Origin of the sequence: Sporosarcina sp. FSL K6-1508, from assembly GCF_038007465.1 — a bacterium.
GTDB classification, from domain to species: Bacteria; Bacillota; Bacilli; order Bacillales_A; family Planococcaceae; genus Sporosarcina; species Sporosarcina psychrophila_B.
This window is the reverse complement of sequence record NZ_JBBOXF010000001.1, coordinates 370,090-387,987: the sequence shown is the minus strand read 5'-3', so window position 1 is coordinate 387,987 and position 17,898 is coordinate 370,090. Positions and strand designations below refer to the sequence as shown.

Sequence of the window (17,898 nt, the reverse complement as noted above, 5' to 3'; positions counted from 1 at the left end):
CTAGGAGAACGTTTTATAATGAATTAAAGCAATGGAATCAATGAAATGATAAAACTCTAATAGGTGTGTACTCTCCATAAATACAAATGTTTGAAAGCGGGGAATTTTTAATAATGAAGAAAATCATGGTAACTGGAGCTTTAGGTCAAATCGGTTCAGAATTAATTACAAAGCTTCGCTCAGAATATGGTACGGAAAATGTATTGGCAACGGATATACGGCGCATGGATTCAGCAACAGAAGGGCCATTTGAGGTCCTTGATGTGACGAATGCAACTGACATGCATACGCTTGCGAAGGATTTTGGTGCGGATACAATGATGCACATGGCGGCATTGTTATCTGCAAAGGCAGAAGATGAACCGCTGTTTGCGTGGAATCTTAATATGGGCGGGCTTATGAACGCACTTGAGGTGTCGCGTGAACTGGATATGCAGTTTTTCACGCCGAGTTCAATCGGGGCATTTGGACCGTCAACACCGAAAAAAGATACACCGCAAGATACTTTGCAACGACCGACAACCATGTATGGCGTCAATAAAGTCGCGGGTGAATTACTCTGCGATTACTATTTTCACAAATTTGGACTCGATACACGTGGTGTCCGGTTCCCAGGACTGATTTCATATGTGGCACAACCGGGCGGCGGAACGACAGACTATGCGGTCGACATTTATTACAAAGCGCTTGAAGAAGGCAAGTACACTTCCTATATTGCAGAAGGAACACGCATGGATATGATGTATATGCCCGATGCGTTACAAGCGATTGTTGATTTAATGGAAGCAGATTCTACAAAACTGATTCACCGTAATGCATTTAATGTAACAGCGATGAGTTTTGAACCGTCTCAAATTGCAGCATCCATTAAAAAACAGATCCCTACATTTGAGATTGCTTATGACGTAGATCCAGTACGCCAAGCGATTGCCGATAGCTGGCCAGATTCCATAGATCCGACAGCCGCTATAAACGAATGGGGATTCAAAGCGAACTACGATTTGGATAAAATGACAGTGGACATGCTGTCAAAACTGAAAATAAAATTGAATGCCTAATTAGAAAGCCGCAGTTTTTAACCTGCGGCTTTTATCTTGTAATGAAATAAGGAATTTATTATTGCGGTAACCATATCCCGGGCGAGACCGCTCATATCTCCCCAAGACCGATCGTATCCCGCGGAAGACCGCTCATATCTCCCCCAAGACCGATCGTATCCCACACGAGACCGTTCATATCTCTCCCAAGACCGATCGTATCCCACACGAGACCGCTCATATTTCCCGCAAGACCGATCGTATCCCACACGAGACCGCTCATATCTCCCCAAGACCGATCGTATCCCGCGGAAGACCACTCATATCCCCCCCAAGACCGATCGTATCCCACACGAGACCGCTCATATCTCTCCCAAGACCGATCGTATCCCAAGCAAGACCGCTCATATCCCCCGCAAAACCCGACCATAACCCCATTTATCTCCACAAAAAAGACCCCGCAACAATCTGCAGGGCCTCGCCATACTTCATTAAAATAACAAATGTGCTACCCCCGCGATAATCGGCAATGAAATCACCGTACGCAAGAGGAAAATAACAACAAGTTCAAAAAAGTTTACCGGAATCTTTGAGCCTAGCAGAAGTCCCCCAACTTCTGCCATGAAAATGAGTTGTGTTACTGAAACAGTGGCAACAACGAACAAGGTCAACTCAGATGTAATTAGACCATTTGCAAGGATTACTGGAAGGAACATGTCCGTGAATCCAACAACCATAAGTTGTGCTGCCTCTGCCGCCTCAGGTATACCGAGGATAGACAGAATCGGTACAAACGGTTTCCCTAAAATCGTGAAGACACTTGTATACTCTGCCAGAATCAGTGCAATCGTCCCGAAGGCCATAACAACCGGGATAACACCAACCCACATATCAAGGACATTTTTCAGACCTTCTGAAAATGTTTTAACCATTGAACGGTTTTTATTTGCAGTTATTAATGCATTTTCAAGACCGTGTGTGAAGGAGTTGTATCCTTCTGGTAATTTCTCCTCATCACCTGTAAATGGCCTGCCATCTATGTATTCTTCCTTCTTTTTTGAAAGAGGATAAATCCGCGGCATAATGAATGCAAGGACAAGTCCCGTTAAAACGACTGTGCCGTAAAATGGCAGGAAATAAGAGCCGAGTCCCACTTCTTCAATAATGATAATCGAAAAGGTGATCGACACAACAGAGAAAGTTGTCCCGATAATCGCTGCTTCTTTTTTCGTATAAAAACCCTCTTCATACTGTTTACTTGTCAGCAAGACACCAATTGTTCCATCTCCAATCCAGGATGTCAGTGCATCGATTGAAGAACGGCCTGGTATTTTGAATACGGGGCGCATGATCTTCACCATCATCGTCCCGAAAAATTCGAGTAATCCGAAATTCAGAAGAAGCGGCAAAAGGATTCCTGCGAATAAAAAGATTGTAAACAGGAATGTAACAAGTCCGGTTTCACTTAATAGAAGTCCACCTGTATTTTCACTCCAAACTGCTTTCGGACCCACTTGAAGAACCGTAAGTAAAGCTAAAATAGCTCCGATAATCCGAACGATTGTCCAGAAGAGTGACACTTTAAATAAGTTTGTTATAAAAGACGGTTTTACCCGGTCCTTTGAAATGCCCAGAAATACAATCGAACCGAGTGCCGCGATAATTAGCGTAACCGTAGCAACCCAAGGCATGACCGGAGCAATAGAAGTTGATAGTAAATCTGCAAATATGGCAATTGGTATTTTCCAGTCTCCGGCATACTTCATCGGCACCATGAACAACAGAATACCGAGAATCGACGGAACTAAAAAATAGAACCATGTGGATAACGCGAACTTTTTCATTTTATCTTCCCCTTTTTATAACAGTATAACATGTATACAGTGAATAATTATACATATTATATTGTTTTATCCCTTTATAAATAAAGTATATACTATTATAAATTTTCAGTCCATTGTTTTTTGAATACCTTATAGCTATCAGTGCTAACGGATTTAAATCAGGGGAAGTTATAATTAGTTCAGTAAATAAACGCTCTAAAAAGGGACTAAAATCAATACGATTTGTAGTCCCTTTTTATAAATGATTTATTGAGTTGTGCCATTTAGACAGCAAATTTATAATGCAGTCTTTTTACTCAAAATCCCGATCCCACTTATACGTATAAAAACGCTCGTAATTTAGCCATTTAAGCGCTTCAGGATCTTTCGCTGCCCACTTTACTTCCATCTCTTTCATCATCCAAACGGTCTGAGACGCGTGAGCATTCAGCGTTGCGATTTTTTTATCGGCGTTAGCTGTAACATCGTGAATGACATCGGGCTCACCCAGGACTTCAGCTGTATTATTCGCGAAGGCGAGTGTGTAAAGCGCCGGGCGTTCTGTTTCCGGCATTCTTCGGATTGCACGCACAACTGCGCGTGCAGTTGCATCGTGGTCAGGGTGGACAGCAAGACCTGGATAGAATGAGATGACAAGTGAAGGATTCGTTTCTTCGATTAAATCTGAAACGAGTTTCACCATTTTTTCATCATCTTCGAATTCGACTGTTTTATCCCTGAATCCCATCATGCGCAGATCATCGATCCCCATTGCAGCACATGCTTTTTGAAGTTCTTCTTTTCGTATTTGAGGCAATGTCTCGCGGTTCGCGAAAGGCGGATTGCCTAAGTTTCGTCCCATTTCACCCAATGTTAAACAGGCGTATGTGACCGGTACGCCCATATCCCGGTAAGAAGAAATAGTGCCCGAGACGCCGAATGCTTCATCATCAGGGTGGGGGAATATGACAAGTACGTGACGTTCTTTCTTAATCATAAAAAAATAGCCTCCTTAATTAATATGTGAACGGTGTCTCGCTGATTTCAAGTGCGACTGCAAGTTTACCTTCCGCATCGAGTCCTGCCATAAGCAGACGCCCGTGTTCATCGAGTTTATAATGTGTGATACCCTGCGCGTAAATCCAACCGGATGGAAGTTTCAGACCGATACGGTGAGGCGAGTCGCCGGCTACTTTTCCAAGTTCGAATTTGATGACGATATTGCGGATGAATGCACCCGCGTTAAATACATTTTCATTGAAATGAGCGGCATAGGAACCGTTCGTCGTTTCGAGATGGATGTACACGTCTTTGTTCGCGAAAGAAGTTATGAGTTCTTGTAAATGATCTGGTTTTACTAATTCCATGAATAGCCCTCCTTAAAACTGTAACAATGCTTCTCTTCAGTATATAGAAAAGGACTGTTGAATGCGATTTGTCTGTTTCAATAAGAAATGCGCAAGCGCCTTGGTAGACCCGAGGGGCTAGGCGCTGGAGCTAGACACTAAGAAATGCGCAAGCGCCTTGGTAGAGGCGACAGGCATATGGCAGACCGGCGAAGCGGCGTCCTTTGCCGAGTAGCTGGGCTGACTTATGACCCGAGCCTCTAGGCGCCGGAGCTAGACAATAAGAAAAGCGCAAGCGCCTTGGTAGAGGCGACAGGCATATGGCAGACCGGCGAAGCGGCGTCCTTTGCCGAGTAGCTGGGCTGACTTATGACCCGAGCCTCTAGGCGCCGGAGCTAGACAGTAGGAAATACGCAGGCGCCTGAAGTCTGTGCAATGTAAAAACGGCCTGGAAATGATCTTCCGGCCGTTGCATGTATTGATTAAATTTCAGTTGTTGTAATTTCAGGTGCACCGAAACGACTTTTAGCTCCATGCATAACAGGTCCAACATATTCGTTCAGTTTCCAGCCGTTTGCAATTGCAGCTGAAACGAACTTTTTAGCTTCCAAAACGGATTCTTTCACGTCTAGGCCATTTGCGAGGTTCGCTGTAATTGCTGCAGCAAACGTACAGCCTGCACCGTGATTGTAAGTTGTATCTGTTTTCTCCGTTTTAAGAAGGGTGAACGTAGTACCATCATAGAACAAATCCACTGCTTTATCGTGTTCAAGCTGTTTGCCGCCTTTGATGACAACATTGCGAGCGCCAAGAGAATGGATTTTTTCTGCGGCCGCTTTCATATCATCAATGGTTTTCGGTGTTTTCATACCGGCAAGCTGCCCGGCTTCAAACAAGTTCGGTGTGACGATTTCCGCTTTTGGAAGAAGAAATTCAATCATGGCGTCGACTGTGCCGGGGTTCAACACTTCATCTTCACCTTTACAAACCATAACAGGGTCAATGACTACGTGACTTAGCCCTGATTCTGAAATCGCGTTGCCAGCGATTTTGATAATTTCTTCTGTGCTGAGCATGCCCGTCTTAATCGCATCGATTCCTGTTGAAAGTGCAGTTTTGATTTGTGCTTTTAAGACATCGACCGGCAAGGAGTAAACGCCGTGTGACCAATTATTATCCGGATCCATCGTCACGATGACTGTAATTGCCGTCATGCCGTATGTGCCGTGCTCTTGGAATGTTTTTAAGTCCGCCGCAATACCAGCGCCGCCTGATGTATCGGATCCTGCGATAGTTAAAGTCTTTTTAAGCGTCATAATGGGTAGCTCTCCTTTTTTTGAATAAATTCTAACCTAATCTTATCAAAAAAATCGGAAATTACAATTGTCCGATGTTATCGGCTTTCATTATTTTATAAATGGAGTATATGAGTAGGGCCACAATACCAAAAATCACAGTAGCACCTATAAAATACTTATTTAGGATAAGTCCTATGGCAAGTGCGAACATGATGATAATTCCGCACCCGCTGAGGATTAGGAAAACGATGAGTCCTGCATTTTTAGAGCGTTCTGGCATAAGGTTACCATGTTTTGCGGCTTCAGAAACTTTTTTCATCTTCTCCCGTAATTGCATATCAGCCATGTCGCATTCCCCCTCAGACAATCCTACCATGTCTTTCTAGTTGTTTGAACCGCCAATTTCCTATAATGTAAACGTATAAGAGTATGTCGGATAAAGAGGAAAAGAGGGATGAAATGGCGGAGGAAAAGAAAATAGATGAAATCGAACGGTTGCTGAAAGAATTGAAAGCTTCTGAAGAGGAAACTGCGGTGACTATGGAAGAAGTAGAAGACCGTCCATCCGGATTTTGGCGTGTCGGGAAAGCCTTTTTTTCAGTCTGGAAAAAGCCTTTCATTGCAATTGCACTTCTTATCTTGCTGCTGATAGTTGCCTTGCCTTTTTTGACGTTCTTCATATTGAAACAAGGGAGCACGTTTACAGAACAGAAAGGCGCATTCCTTGAACAAATTCAAGATTTGAACGAACTTGCAACAGCCGAAGCATATACGAAAGTTATTATTGAACGACAAGATAATACATTGTTTGGACAAAGCATAGGACTCAATTTGCCGGGAACGAAACGACAGTTATTAGTCGTCATTCCTGGATCAGTGAAAGCAGGCGTCGACATGTCAGGCCTGACAGAAAGTGATGTTTCCGTCGATGAAGTGAAGAAAACGGCAAAACTTACCTTGCCGCCAGCTACTTTTTTAGGTGGAGCAGAAATCTTTTTCGATAAAGTGGAAGTGTATTCGTACGAAGGTGTATTCCGAGAAAAGGCGAATATAGAAGAGGCCTATGAACTTGCTGCAGAAGCAAAAGAGCTTATATTGGAAGAAACTGCTGGACAAGGTGTCTTGAAAATGGCGCAACAAAATGCAGAGAAGACGCTGCGTGAAATGTTTTCATTCGCGGGCTATGATGTGACAATTGAATTCAAGGAGTGAGGAATTGTGCATAACAAGCTTTTTAAAAATGATTGGGATGACGTCCTGAATGATGAATTTGAGAAACCCTATTATAGTAAGCTACGTGAATTCCTGAAAATAGAATATGCAGAGGAAACGATTTATCCGCAGATGGAAGATTTATGGACTGCGTTCAAATTGACACCTTTCAATGATGTGAAGGTCGTCATTTTAGGACAGGACCCTTATCACGGACCGGGACAGGCACATGGATTAAGTTTTTCAGTGAAGCCCGGTGTCAAGATACCGCCGAGTCTGCGCAACATGTTTAAGGAGCTTTCTTCTGATGTCGGCTGTCCACTTCCTGAAAACGGAACACTGACGGGATGGGCAGAGCAGGGTGTCCTGATGCTGAATACGGTGCTTACCGTAAGGCAAGGGCGGGCTCATTCACACCGCAAGCAAGGTTGGGAGACATTCACGGACGAAGTGATCCGGCAATTGTCGGATAGAGAGAAACCGATTGTCTTCGTCTTATGGGGACGTCCGGCTCAGGAAAAAAAGAAACTGATCAATACATCACTTCATGCAATTATCGAATCGGTTCATCCAAGCCCGCTGAGTGCAAGTCGCGGTTTTATCGGCAGCCGTCCGTATACGAAGACGAATCAGCTACTCAAGTCGTGGGATGAACCACCGATTGACTGGTGTCGAACAGGCGGGGTACTTTAACTAGCGCGGCCGCCGTGCTAAAGTTGGATGAAAAGAGGTTGATCGCAAGTGGCAGTAAATTGTTTTCAATGCCAATATTTCTTCATAACGTGGGAGCAGCGGAATCCGCGTGGATGTAAAGCATATGGATTTAAGACGCGGGAGATGCCTTCGGTCGTTGTCAAAAGATCGTCCGGCATGGACTGTTTGCAATTTGAACAGAAGAAAGGGGATACTAAACAGTGATTCCATACGACCGGCTTATCTCAGAAATGGAGCGGCAATTGAGTGTTGCAAGACGCACGAATGACGAGTATGCAATGCGTGAAGCGTTATCCGCTGTCAGATCGCTTTGTGAAGTAGCACTTGGCGGTGAGGGTAAGCGTGAAGAGAAGCTTGTTCCTAAAATGCTTTCAACCCCAAGCGCTGTTCAATCAATTACCTCGTTAGAAGGCAAACCGCTTGTAGAAGAGGATGCAAACGGCGGCTCTATATTTGACTTTTGAAATAAGGGTGCCAAGTATTCACGCAATTTATCTACCTCTAATTTCGTGAATGTGTTGGCATCCGTAAAGGAAGCAGGAAACAATATGCCATTTTTCATTATCGCAGGGGCTGTCAACGCTGCAATCGCTGTTGCGTTCGGTGCTTTTGGAGCACACGCCTTAAAAGAGAAATTGTCCGAACACTATTTAGCAATCTGGGAAACTGCTGTACAGTATCAAATGTTCCACGCACTTGCATTGATTGTAGTCGGCATTCTGATGAGTCCATCACTCTTCGGATCGGTCACACAGTTGAGCTGGGCGGGGTACTTGATTCTAGTCGGTATTATTTTCTTCTCGGGTAGCTTATATGTACTGAGCTTGTCGGGAATCGGTATACTTGGCGCTATTACGCCAATCGGCGGTGTTGCATTCATCGCAGGGTGGATCATGCTTATTGTCGCGGCAGTTAAATTTTCAAACTGAAACAGGAGTCCGTTCTCCTGTTTTTTTGTTGTAAAAAATGTCGGAAAATTGTCAATCGAATCAGATAATTGAGCGAGATTGCAATGCTATAATGAAAAGAAAAAGAGGTGCTTTTATGATTTTTACTAAGCAGAATTCAAAATCACCATTACTGATGATGGTCCTCGTACTTGTTTTTACGTCAAATCTTGCTCTCTATCGTTTGCCGATCCCGATTTTGCCGGCACCTGCAGATGCGACGTGGGTTATTGTTGGGTCACTTATAGACTTTTCGATAGTCGCTCCATTTCTCATTCTTGCAATGACGCGCAAAAAAGGATTCACCGTGAAAAGGTTTGTAACATTCATGATGCTCGGCATAATTGTAGCAAGAATTATTATTCCAACAGCTTACTTTGAACCATTCAAATTCATCCCTTACATCGCAATCGCAATTGAAGGTATTATACTTCTCGCGGAAATAAGCCTCCTCTTTATTCTTTTAAAACATACCCCCCGAATCATTCGGGATATAAAAGTCAGTGGAGAAGGTCCATTATTCACATTTACAACGTTAGTTGAGAAGCAAATTGGTAAGCATCCACTCATCAAAATAATTAGCGCTGAAACACTTATGTTTTATTACGCATTCGGTACATGGAAGAAACGTCCGATTACGGCGGAGAACCATTTTTCGATTCATAAGAAAACAAGTTTTATTGCCTTCTATGTCATGATGATTCATGCGATTGTCATTGAAACTATAGGTATCCACTGGTGGCTCCACGACAAGTCGATGATACTTTCAATCGTTCTTCTCATTTTGAATATCTATTCAGTCGTTTTCTTTATTGGGGATATTCAAGCAGTTCGACTCAATTCACTTGTTGTCGATGAAAAACAAATCCGTGTCGCCCTCGGATTAGGAAAACGGATGGTCATTCCATTTGCTGAAATTGAGCATGTGGCATGGGGAAATGACGCCGCCAATGAAAATCTGAAGGCAAAAGATACAATTGATTTTATAGCACGGGATTTTGAAGAAGTGCTGCCGCAATGTGTCATTACATTTAAGCGGCCACTAAGCGCCACACTCTTTTTGGGATTCGAAAAAGAATTTTCGAAAGCAGCGATACGGGTGGATGATCCAATTCAGTTCCGGAGTTATATTGATGCCCGTTTAAATTAATTTAACAAAAAATCTTCCGCAAAGCCCCGAATAAGGCAGACGGAAGATTTTTTTTGGCTTAGAAAATGATGAAATCCCATACTGTGAATCAGTTAGGACAGATAGATTTCATGTCTAACCTCTAATGACCTTGTTCATTTCAAGGTTGCTGCGGGAAATACTTCACTTCATTATCAAATTCGGCATAATCGAAATAAATCATCGGGAATAGAAAACGATGTCCTGTAGACGAATCGCTTAAAATGACATGGTCACGGCCGGCAGCCTCTACAGTACCACGCACGCTTTTCGTATTTTTTCCGTTATCCAGTGCATGCTCGAATGAAAAATGGAAGGTTCCGGGTTCACCTCTGTTCAATCGTAAAATGTTTTCGATGTATGACTCCTCGCGACGAGGCGGTCCGGGTTGCCTTCCTCCAGCTGGAAGCGTTACTTGCGGCGGTGTGACATGCTGATTTTGATAGGGCTGATTCCAATAGTATTGGACCATTTCTTCATCCTTTCTTCTTTTGAGTTACACGTTCGGGCAGTCTTGAACCGTTGGGGAATAGAAACAGTGTGACTTGAATCTGCCGGTGTTCCATTGGTTATACCACTGGGCTGGGCAATCCCCGGCCGGCATGAAAAACCATAAGGAGCGTTCACCCGGAGTGAAACGTTCGCCATTTACAACACGCCTCGCCAATTTACGGTCCAGCTCTCGGGCACGTTGATAAAAATAACCTTTTGTTGTCGCTTCGAAGCCTCCCGGGCTCTGGAAAACCATATCCTGCAAAGTTCGTATATCATTAAAATCCAGACAACCCGAACGTACGCGGTTCACTCCGACATTGCCGACGAGAAGCATACCTAACTCGCCATCACCTTCCGCTTCGGCACGCATCAACCGTGCGAGCAGATCAAGTTCTGCATCAGTGTATTTTATCACCGCCACGGCACAACCCCCTTGGGGAATCATATGAATTGACTGTAGTAAACATGACTGGAAAAGAAAAGTCGTTTAGGTAAACTAAGAAAAAGGGAGGGACTCACTTGCGTATTAAAACGATCATTCCAGACTTTTTGGCGTTGTATGACTCAAAGACGAAATTTGAGTTACACGATTTAGAAACATATATCAATAGGCATCCAGAGGTGTTTGACCAGTACTTTCCGAACCACTGTCCGAAAACGGAAGAACGACTTCAGACAGCGACTGATACATACCCTGGGAAACTCAACGACATACGTACCATGTCAGAGAAGTTGCCGAGGATTATTGAGGAAATTGACGGAGTTTATACGGAAGTATTCAATAATGATCTTGCTATTAATTATACAATCCTCGTTGGCACATTTGGTTCGAATGCATTTGTCACACGGGAAATTAAGGGGGATATTTACTTTGCGACAGAGAAATTATCTCCTGTAACGGAACATTTAAAAGTGATTGTTGCACATGAAATTGGTCATGTCACTCATTTTTCATTGGCCGATAGGCAGGGGATGGACTGGAAGACAGTCGATTGGATACACGGACTGACAACACTTTATACGGAGGGCGTTGCCACGTATTTATCGAGAAAAATTGTCCCTGTGCTAAATCAGTCGGTGTATTTCACGTATGATGATGACGGGGATTCATGGGTAAACTGTTTTGAGGGGAATAAACGCGAAGTAAAGCAACGTTTTCTGCAAGATGTGTTATCTGGATGGGACACGGTGAAAGAAAAGGAATGGTTCCGCTTATCCGGCGGCAGCTACTTCGGTTATAACCGGTTAGGCTATTTACTGGGGACAAAGTATGTTGAGCATCTTGTTGAAAGAGTAGGAGAGGAAGAAGCGTTTACGTTCTGGAATGGCAATGATATGAAGGCGGATATCGTGGCATGGTTAAAAAAATAAAAAATGCCTTCCTCCTGTTCGGGAATATATATGTAAAATAATGAAACAATGGAGTGCAACACACGTATCATTAATAGACACTCAATATTTCTGGGACAGCTACTTTCATAGAGGGGGCATGCGATTGGTTTATCAGGCAAAAACAAAACGGATAGGATTAGTTTTTTTACTGGTAATACCAGTGGTAACGAGTAGATATGAATTTTTAAATCATTCAAATGGCTGGTTTTTTTATATTTTAATTTTAATTGGCGTATGCTTGATTTTAGCAATTTTCATAACGTATCAATTTACAATTAAAGATGGGCATTTGATATACGAAGTTTTTCTCTTGACTGTACCGATTTATAGAAAAAAGATTCAGGCTGGACAAATAAAGGTCATAAAATTCAAACGGATTGGTTGGCGTGAAAAGGGAGCGATTATAAAGGCAGACAAGGGAGTCAATATACGTATTGTTTCTTTCTCTCCCGATAAAGTCATTGAAGATCTTATTCACTTTGCGCATGAAAATGACATAGCAATCGCTGAAACGAAAAGGTTTCAGGCGTTGAAGTAAATTGAATTCATCTATATAAAAGGGACTAAAACCGCTATGGTTATAGTCCCTTCTCTGTGGTGTCAATTCAATTATACATTGAAAAATGCAGCTTTTTTGTCGCCTTCTAAAATCGTACCCACAAAGAATGAGCCGAACTCAGCGTAGCGTGCGCTTACTTCGTCAAAACGCATTTCGTAAATCAGTTTTTTGAATTGGAGAACGTCGTCTGCGAACAATGTAACGCCCCATTCGTAATCGTCAAAACCGACGGAGCCTGAAATGATTTGTTTCACTTTTCCAGCGTAGCTGCGGCCGATCAAACCGTGCGCACGCATCAATTCTTTTCGTTTGTCCATATCGAGCATGTACCAGTTCACATCGCCGTCGCGCTTCTTGTCCATCGGATAGAAGCAGATATATTGGCTGCGTTGCAGTTCAGGGTACAGACGTCCGCGTACATATGGGTTCTGGTAAGGATCATCAGTGGACTCGCCTGCAAGGTAGTTCGAGAGTTCAACGACTGACAGGTACGAATACGCTGGAATCGTGAAATCTGCAATTGCGAGCTTATTGAATTCCGTTTCCAAGTCTTGCAGTTCGTCCATCGTCGGACGTAAAGTCATGAGCATGAAATCGGCTTTTTGGCCAATTACTGTATAGAAAGCGTGTGCGCCCGTTTTAGCATCGTCCGCTTTTTGGAGTTTTTCAAGGTAGACAAGAAATTCATCTACTGCTGCTTGACGTTCTTCTTTTGAAACTAATTTCCATGATGCCCAGTCCATCGAGCGTAAATCGTGTAAAACATACCAGCCATCGAGTGTTTGTGCTGCTTCGATCATATGAAATCAGACTCCTTCATTATGAATTAACTTCTTAGATTAGTGTAGCATAGAAGGTCATTAGACGTCCTTTGCGAGCGCTGTTGTCACGAATTTGACATGAAGTGAATCGCTTTTACAGCCTGACTTGTTGGTGTATGCTTAGTGTATAAGAACGTGCGAAAGGTGATAAATACTGATGGATTTATTTGCTGAAATTAAAAAAAGTCTAAGCGGCAGACGCAAGACAATCATTCTTCCGGAAGGAACGGACAAACGCGTATTGGAAGCAGCGTCACGGCTACAAGAAGAAGGGCTTGTAAAGCCAGTCCTTCTTGGCGATGAAACCGAGGTATCAGAGGCAGCAACTGAAGCGGGAATTGCTATTTCGGAAATCGAAGTCATCAACCCTGCGAGCGCTCTTTATTTTGAGGAACTTGCTGAAAAATTCGTCGAGCGCCGCAACGGCAAAGCATCTTTGGAACAAGCGCATGAGCAGTTAAAAGACGTCAATTATTTTGGAACGATGCTCGTCTATACTGGGCGGGCTGACGGATTAGTAAGTGGGGCTGCGCATTCGACGGCAGATACAGTACGACCGGCACTCCAAATCATTAAGACAAAACCTGGTATTTCAAGGACAAGCGGCGCATTCATCATGATGAAAGGCAAAGAACGGCTCGTCTTCGCCGATTGTGCCATTACCGTAGCACCGACAGCACAGGAACTGGCGGAGATTGCGGTCGAAAGTGCAAAAACAGCGAGAGCATTCGGCGTAGATCCGCATGTTGCAATGTTGAGCTTTTCCACAAAAGGGTCGGCTGTAACGGAAGAAACGGAAAAAATTGCGGAAGCGGTGAGAATTGCTCAATTGCTCGCACCTAATCTACCGCTTGACGGTGAATTCCAGTTCGATGCAGCCTATGTGCCGGAAATTGCTGCGAAAAAAGCACCCGGCTCTGTCATTCAAGGCAATGCGAATATCTACGTATTTCCGTCGCTTGAAGCAGGCAATATCGGGTATAAAATAGCGGAGCGTCTAGGCGGCTACGAGGCAATTGGTCCGATCCTCCAAGGATTGAACGCACCCGTGAATGATTTATCACGCGGCTGTTCCGCTGACGATGTCTACAAGCTTGCTCTGTTAACAGCGGCGCAAAGTCTATGAGCAGGAGATATTGAAATGACATATGAATCTTTTTTATATATTCCCGAATGGCGTTTCGTAGATGAATCCATGACGACCCGCAATCGTTCCGCGCTAGAATCGTTTGCAGCAGATGATACACTTTGTCATCTTGTCGGCCAGCAGATGAGCGCCCCGACCGTCCGAACATGGGTGCATGACAAAACAGTCGTGCTCGGCATCCAAGATCACCGGCTGCCGTATGTGGCAGAAGGTATTTCAATGCTTGAAACTGCCGGATACAATGCAATCGTCCGCAATTCGGGCGGTCTGGCTGTCGTGCTCGACGAGGGTGTATTAAATATATCGATAGTGCTGTCGGAACGCGATTCGGCAATCGATATTCCGGCGGGTTACGAAGTAATGCTCGCATTTGTCCGTATGCTTTTCCCGGAAGCGGGCAAACGCATTGAAGCCTATGAAATTGTTGGATCATACTGTCCAGGTTCGTATGATCTAAGTATCGACGGTCGCAAATTCGCGGGTATTTCACAGCGCAGGCTGAGGCAAGGCATTGCGGTTCAAGTCTATTTATGTGTCGAGGGAAGCGGATCGGATCGTGCAGAACTGATCCGCAACTTTTACGAGACTGGCTTGCGTGGAGAAGAAATGAAGTTTACCTATCCAACCATTCAACCAGAAGTGATGGCATCCCTGTCAGAATTGATGGAACTGCCGCTAACCGTAAGCGATGTCGTCATCCGTACACAGCTGTTGTTGCGCGAACTAGCAGACAACGTTGATATGGGCGGCTTGAAACCCGATGAAATGGACTTATATACATTTTATTTAAACCGTGTTTTCGAACGGAATCAAAAAATGCTAGCACGTGGATGAAAAACGCTAAACAGGTGTCCTACAAAAAGGGGGGACACCTGTTTTGTTATGTAGTAGACAACGTTTTCGCTGAACTAAACATCCACTTCAAATAAAGCAACACTCTACCAAACAATCTCGCACCAAGGTAAAACCGCCAATCAATGATTGATTGGCGGTTCTTTTGAAACTAGGTTTCCGTTTTGTTCCATTTGAAAGACGGGTGCAGTACGATCCGCGTCATCATCTAGCGTAACAAGACGGCGTGCGCGGTTCATGATTTGAACGAATTGCTCATAATCGGCGCGCAGTGTTTTATTCTCCTGCTGAAGTTTTTCAACTTCTCTTTGAAGTTTCTCTGACTTTTCATTCGCAATTTTAGCGGTTTGTCTCCAGCGAAGAGACTCGTTATCTCCCGCACCTGTGTGATGCATACGTACAAGATAAGCGATTACCGTATCGAGAGAGAGTGCAGATAACGGAACAGAAACCTTTTGTTCTTCCTCTTGTCCTTGCGAAGGCGTGTACAATTGTTGGCCACGTCGTTTAAAGTCTTTTCCGAGAACACGTATTGCTTGCTTGCGTTCTTTCTTTGCGTCTGCAAGCTCTTTTTCATAGTCCCGTCTTACAACTGCGTTCCATCTGAACCCGCAAGCCGCTGCGGTCCTGTTCAGCGCGTCCCCAACTTCTTCGAAAGCGCTAAGTTGTGTACTACCTTCGCGGACATGTCGTAGTACTGTGTCGGCTAATAAAGTATCGTTTTCTTCAATCCAAGCATCCTGTCTAACTTTCACCATTTCCGTGCCTCCAGTCATATGTTCATAGTCTCTTTCTACGGTCAGTGTGGACAGGATTTCGTTACTTTATTCATAATGAAAAAAGCATTCTATCTTTTTTTCACTCAAATGAACCTTTTTCCATCTTCCTGCGAGACGATTTTAAGATTATACTAAAGGGAATGAGTTGACGGAGGTGCACGATGGAATACAAAGATGAAAAACTGGTTGAAGAAAAAGTTTTCAAAGATCCTGTGCATCGCTATATTCACGTGCGTGACAGAGTAATCTGGGATGTAATTGGCACAAGCGAATTTCAGCGCCTTCGCCGGATCAAGCAACTAGGCACGACATACCTCGTATTTCACGGGGCAGAGCATAGCCGGTTCCACCATTCGCTGGGTGTCTATGAAATTGTCAGGCGCATCATTGACGACGGTTTCAGCGGCAGGCCTGAATGGGATAACGAGGAACGCCTTGTGACGATGTGTGCGGCATTGCTGCATGACCTCGGGCACGGTCCCTTTTCGCATGCATTTGAAAAAGTGTTCGATCTCGATCATGAACAATTCACACAGTCAATTTTGCTGGGGGACACAGAAGTGAATGCGGTCCTTCGCCGCGTGGCACCCGATTTCCCGCAAAAAGTTGCTGATGTAATTGGGAAAACATATCCCGATAAGCTTGTTGTCAGTTTGATTTCAAGCCAAATCGACGCAGACCGCATGGATTACTTACAGCGTGATGCCTACTTCACGGGGGTCTCGTACGGTCATTTCGATATGGAACGGATTTTGCGTGTCATGCGGCCAACGGAAGAGCAAGCCGTCATCAAGTATAGCGGCATGCATGCGGTGGAAGATTATATAATGAGCCGTTACCAGATGTACTGGCAAGTCTATTTCCACCCGGTATCTCGCAGTGCTGAAGTCATATTGACGAAAATATTGCATCGCGCGAAACATTTGCATGAAAGTGGGTATATCTTTAAACAAGAGCCTGTCCATTTCCATTCGTTTTTTGACAAGACGATTGTGCTTGAGGATTATATTGCCCTCGATGAAAATATATTAATGACTTATTTCCAGGTTTGGATGAAGGAAGACGATGCAATCTTGTCTGACCTTTGCTATCGTTTTATCAACCGCAGATTATTTCAGTATGCCGAATTTGATCCGGCCACGGAATATCGGAAAATTGGTGAACTCGAACAATTATTCAAGGAAGCAGGAATCGACCCTGCCTATTACCTTGTTACGGATTCGTCGTCGGACTTACCCTATGACTTTTATGGCCCGGGTGAAGAAAACGAGCGCTTGCCAATTTATTTACAAATGCAAAATGGCGACCTGAGTGAGTTGTCACGTTCATCAGATGTGGTGGACGCAATCTCAGGAAAAAGACGGACGGATCATAAAATTTATTTCCCGGAAGACGTTTTAGAAGCAGAAAAAGATACGAATCCGCTATACGAACGGATATTACACATGCTGAAAGGTTAGGAGTGGGTAAGTTGTTGCAAGAACATGCTAAAATTGTGCAATTCATTTCAATTGCGAATGAAGTAACCGGCAGAAAAAAGTTGCAGAAAATGATTTATATCGCAAAAAAAATGAATTTCTCTTTTGCCGAAAAATATGAGCTACATATGTACGGCCCCTATTCTGAGGAATTGACGCTACGCGTTGAAGAATTATGTGAAATGGGATTTCTGGCAGAACAATGTACGGACAAAGGATCCTATGTCCAATATAGCTACCAAGTGACAGGCGAAGGCACGGGCTTTCTAGAAATGGCAGAGGAAGCCCCCGAAATGCTGGGTACTTGCATCGATAGCATGAACGTGAAGAGTTCCCGTTTCTTGGAGCTCGTTTCGACATTGCTATACTTCGATCATCTCGAAAAGGACGAGCAAATTGCCAAAGTCCATATTGTGAAAAATAAATTAAACTTCTCCGAAGAAGAGATGACGGCTGCGTTTGATTTCATCAGCGAGATGCAAACGTACGCAATTCAATAAAGAAGAGCGGAAAGCGTTGTTAAGCTCCGAAAAGCGCTGGAAGGCCTAATGATAAAGACGCTTTTTTGTCTTTATCATTAGGACAGAAGCGACTCGAGGGGCTGACGCTTGAAGTCTGGACAATAAAGAAGAGCGGAAAGCGTTGTTAAGCTCCGAAAAGCGCTGGAAGGCCTAATGATAAAGACGCTTTTTTGTCTTTATCATTAGGACAGAAGCGACTCGAGGGGCTGACGCTTGAAGTCTGGACAATAAAGAAGAGCGGAAAGCGTCGCCAATAATAAAAGGCTGTCCCATTTGAGCGGAAAGATTCCGTTAGGGGACAGCCTTTTG

24 protein-coding genes are annotated in these 17,898 nt (G+C 44.0%); 13 read left to right on the top strand and 11 right to left on the bottom strand.

Translation table 11 applies throughout. The annotated features are described in order from the left end of the window. Nucleotides 1-113 precede the first annotated feature (113 nt). The gene (locus MKZ11_RS01645) at nt 114-1,058 is read left to right on the top strand and encodes an L-threonine 3-dehydrogenase (protein ID WP_340792325.1); all 945 of its coding nucleotides are present in this window, start codon (nt 114-116) and stop codon (nt 1,056-1,058) included. 91 nt (nt 1,059-1,149) lie between these two features. On the opposite strand, the gene MKZ11_RS01640 is transcribed toward MKZ11_RS01645, so the two are convergent. From MKZ11_RS01640 to MKZ11_RS01610, 7 genes are all read right to left on the bottom strand, one after another. Beyond that, nucleotides 1,150-1,320, bottom strand: coding sequence for a hypothetical protein (locus MKZ11_RS01640; RefSeq protein WP_340792324.1), 171 nt, complete (start codon nt 1,318-1,320; stop codon nt 1,150-1,152). Beyond that, complete coding sequence (locus MKZ11_RS01635; protein ID WP_340792323.1) at nt 1,317-1,475, bottom strand: hypothetical protein; 159 nt, start codon at nt 1,473-1,475, stop codon at nt 1,317-1,319. The genes MKZ11_RS01640 and MKZ11_RS01635 overlap by 4 nt, the downstream gene beginning before the upstream one ends. A 53-nt stretch (nt 1,476-1,528) precedes the next feature. Next, entirely contained in the window at nt 1,529-2,881 is a 1,353-nt protein-coding gene (locus MKZ11_RS01630) for a YjiH family protein (protein WP_340792322.1), read from the bottom strand. 292 nt (nt 2,882-3,173) lie between these two features. Continuing rightward, the gene (gene bshB2, locus MKZ11_RS01625; protein WP_340796886.1) at nt 3,174-3,854 is read right to left on the bottom strand and encodes a bacillithiol biosynthesis deacetylase BshB2; all 681 of its coding nucleotides are present in this window, start codon (nt 3,852-3,854) and stop codon (nt 3,174-3,176) included. A 22-nt stretch (nt 3,855-3,876) separates the two neighbouring features. Next, complete coding sequence (locus MKZ11_RS01620) at nt 3,877-4,227, bottom strand: YojF family protein (RefSeq protein WP_340792321.1); 351 nt, start codon at nt 4,225-4,227, stop codon at nt 3,877-3,879. Between the two features lie 461 nt (nt 4,228-4,688). Next, complete coding sequence (gene thiD / locus MKZ11_RS01615; protein WP_340792320.1) at nt 4,689-5,522, bottom strand: bifunctional hydroxymethylpyrimidine kinase/phosphomethylpyrimidine kinase; 834 nt, start codon at nt 5,520-5,522, stop codon at nt 4,689-4,691. A gap of 61 nt (nt 5,523-5,583) precedes the next feature. Then, the gene (locus MKZ11_RS01610) at nt 5,584-5,850 is read right to left on the bottom strand and encodes a hypothetical protein (protein WP_340792319.1); all 267 of its coding nucleotides are present in this window, start codon (nt 5,848-5,850) and stop codon (nt 5,584-5,586) included. A 113-nt stretch (nt 5,851-5,963) separates the two neighbouring features. Between MKZ11_RS01610 and MKZ11_RS01605 the strand changes: the two genes are divergently transcribed. From MKZ11_RS01605 to MKZ11_RS01580, 6 genes are all read left to right on the top strand, one after another. Then, the gene (locus MKZ11_RS01605; protein WP_445327020.1) at nt 5,964-6,716 is read left to right on the top strand and encodes a DUF4230 domain-containing protein; all 753 of its coding nucleotides are present in this window, start codon (nt 5,964-5,966) and stop codon (nt 6,714-6,716) included. A gap of 6 nt (nt 6,717-6,722) precedes the next feature. Beyond that, nucleotides 6,723-7,409 carry a uracil-DNA glycosylase gene (locus MKZ11_RS01600; protein WP_340792317.1) on the top strand — a complete coding sequence of 229 codons (687 nt, stop codon included), beginning with the start codon at nt 6,723-6,725 and terminating at the stop codon, nt 7,407-7,409. 48 nt (nt 7,410-7,457) lie between these two features. Next, complete coding sequence (locus tag MKZ11_RS01595) at nt 7,458-7,634, top strand: uracil-DNA glycosylase (RefSeq protein ID WP_340792316.1); 177 nt, start codon at nt 7,458-7,460, stop codon at nt 7,632-7,634. Next, entirely contained in the window at nt 7,631-7,894 is a 264-nt protein-coding gene (locus MKZ11_RS01590) for a YwdI family protein (RefSeq protein WP_340792315.1), read from the top strand. The genes MKZ11_RS01595 and MKZ11_RS01590 overlap by 4 nt, the downstream gene beginning before the upstream one ends. Nucleotides 7,895-7,978: 84 nt before the next feature. Continuing rightward, nucleotides 7,979-8,359: a DUF423 domain-containing protein gene (locus MKZ11_RS01585; protein ID WP_340792314.1), complete on the top strand. Its 381-nt coding sequence runs from the start codon at nt 7,979-7,981 to the stop codon at nt 8,357-8,359. A gap of 115 nt (nt 8,360-8,474) precedes the next feature. Next, entirely contained in the window at nt 8,475-9,527 is a 1,053-nt protein-coding gene (locus tag MKZ11_RS01580) for a beta-carotene 15,15'-monooxygenase (RefSeq protein ID WP_340792313.1), read from the top strand. Between the two features lie 139 nt (nt 9,528-9,666). On the opposite strand, the gene gerQ is transcribed toward MKZ11_RS01580, so the two are convergent. Together gerQ and MKZ11_RS01570 are read right to left on the bottom strand one after the other, a co-directional pair. Next, complete coding sequence (gene gerQ, locus MKZ11_RS01575; protein ID WP_340792312.1) at nt 9,667-10,017, bottom strand: spore coat protein GerQ; 351 nt, start codon at nt 10,015-10,017, stop codon at nt 9,667-9,669. Between the two features lie 24 nt (nt 10,018-10,041). Further along, nucleotides 10,042-10,485: a cell wall hydrolase gene (locus MKZ11_RS01570; RefSeq protein ID WP_445326965.1), complete on the bottom strand. Its 444-nt coding sequence runs from the start codon at nt 10,483-10,485 to the stop codon at nt 10,042-10,044. Nucleotides 10,486-10,559: 74 nt separating this feature from the next. Between MKZ11_RS01570 and MKZ11_RS01565 the strand changes: the two genes are divergently transcribed. Further along, complete coding sequence (locus MKZ11_RS01565) at nt 10,560-11,411, top strand: aminopeptidase (protein ID WP_445326964.1); 852 nt, start codon at nt 10,560-10,562, stop codon at nt 11,409-11,411. Between the two features lie 124 nt (nt 11,412-11,535). Continuing rightward, on the top strand, nt 11,536-11,970 hold the full coding sequence (locus MKZ11_RS01560) for a hypothetical protein (protein ID WP_340792310.1): 435 nt from the start codon (nt 11,536-11,538) through the stop codon (nt 11,968-11,970). A gap of 71 nt (nt 11,971-12,041) precedes the next feature. Here the strand turns inward: MKZ11_RS01560 and hemQ are convergent, their stop codons facing one another. Beyond that, entirely contained in the window at nt 12,042-12,791 is a 750-nt protein-coding gene (gene hemQ, locus MKZ11_RS01555; protein WP_340792309.1) for a hydrogen peroxide-dependent heme synthase, read from the bottom strand. Between the two features lie 172 nt (nt 12,792-12,963). On the opposite strand from hemQ, the gene pta reads away from it, so the two are divergent. After that, nucleotides 12,964-13,938, top strand: coding sequence for a phosphate acetyltransferase (pta, locus tag MKZ11_RS01550; protein WP_340796884.1), 975 nt, complete (start codon nt 12,964-12,966; stop codon nt 13,936-13,938). Between the two features lie 15 nt (nt 13,939-13,953). Next, the gene (locus MKZ11_RS01545; protein WP_340792308.1) at nt 13,954-14,793 is read left to right on the top strand and encodes a lipoate--protein ligase family protein; all 840 of its coding nucleotides are present in this window, start codon (nt 13,954-13,956) and stop codon (nt 14,791-14,793) included. Nucleotides 14,794-14,933: 140 nt separating this feature from the next. Here the strand turns inward: MKZ11_RS01545 and MKZ11_RS01540 are convergent, their stop codons facing one another. Next, the gene (locus MKZ11_RS01540) at nt 14,934-15,569 is read right to left on the bottom strand and encodes an RsfA family transcriptional regulator (RefSeq protein ID WP_340792307.1); all 636 of its coding nucleotides are present in this window, start codon (nt 15,567-15,569) and stop codon (nt 14,934-14,936) included. A gap of 182 nt (nt 15,570-15,751) precedes the next feature. Between MKZ11_RS01540 and MKZ11_RS01535 the strand changes: the two genes are divergently transcribed. Further along, nucleotides 15,752-17,050 (top strand): HD domain-containing protein, encoded by a 1,299-nt coding sequence (locus tag MKZ11_RS01535; RefSeq protein ID WP_340792306.1) that lies wholly within the window; start codon nt 15,752-15,754, stop codon nt 17,048-17,050. 11 nt (nt 17,051-17,061) lie between these two features. Further along, the gene (locus MKZ11_RS01530; protein WP_340792305.1) at nt 17,062-17,568 is read left to right on the top strand and encodes a YwgA family protein; all 507 of its coding nucleotides are present in this window, start codon (nt 17,062-17,064) and stop codon (nt 17,566-17,568) included. Nucleotides 17,569-17,898 lie beyond the last annotated feature (330 nt).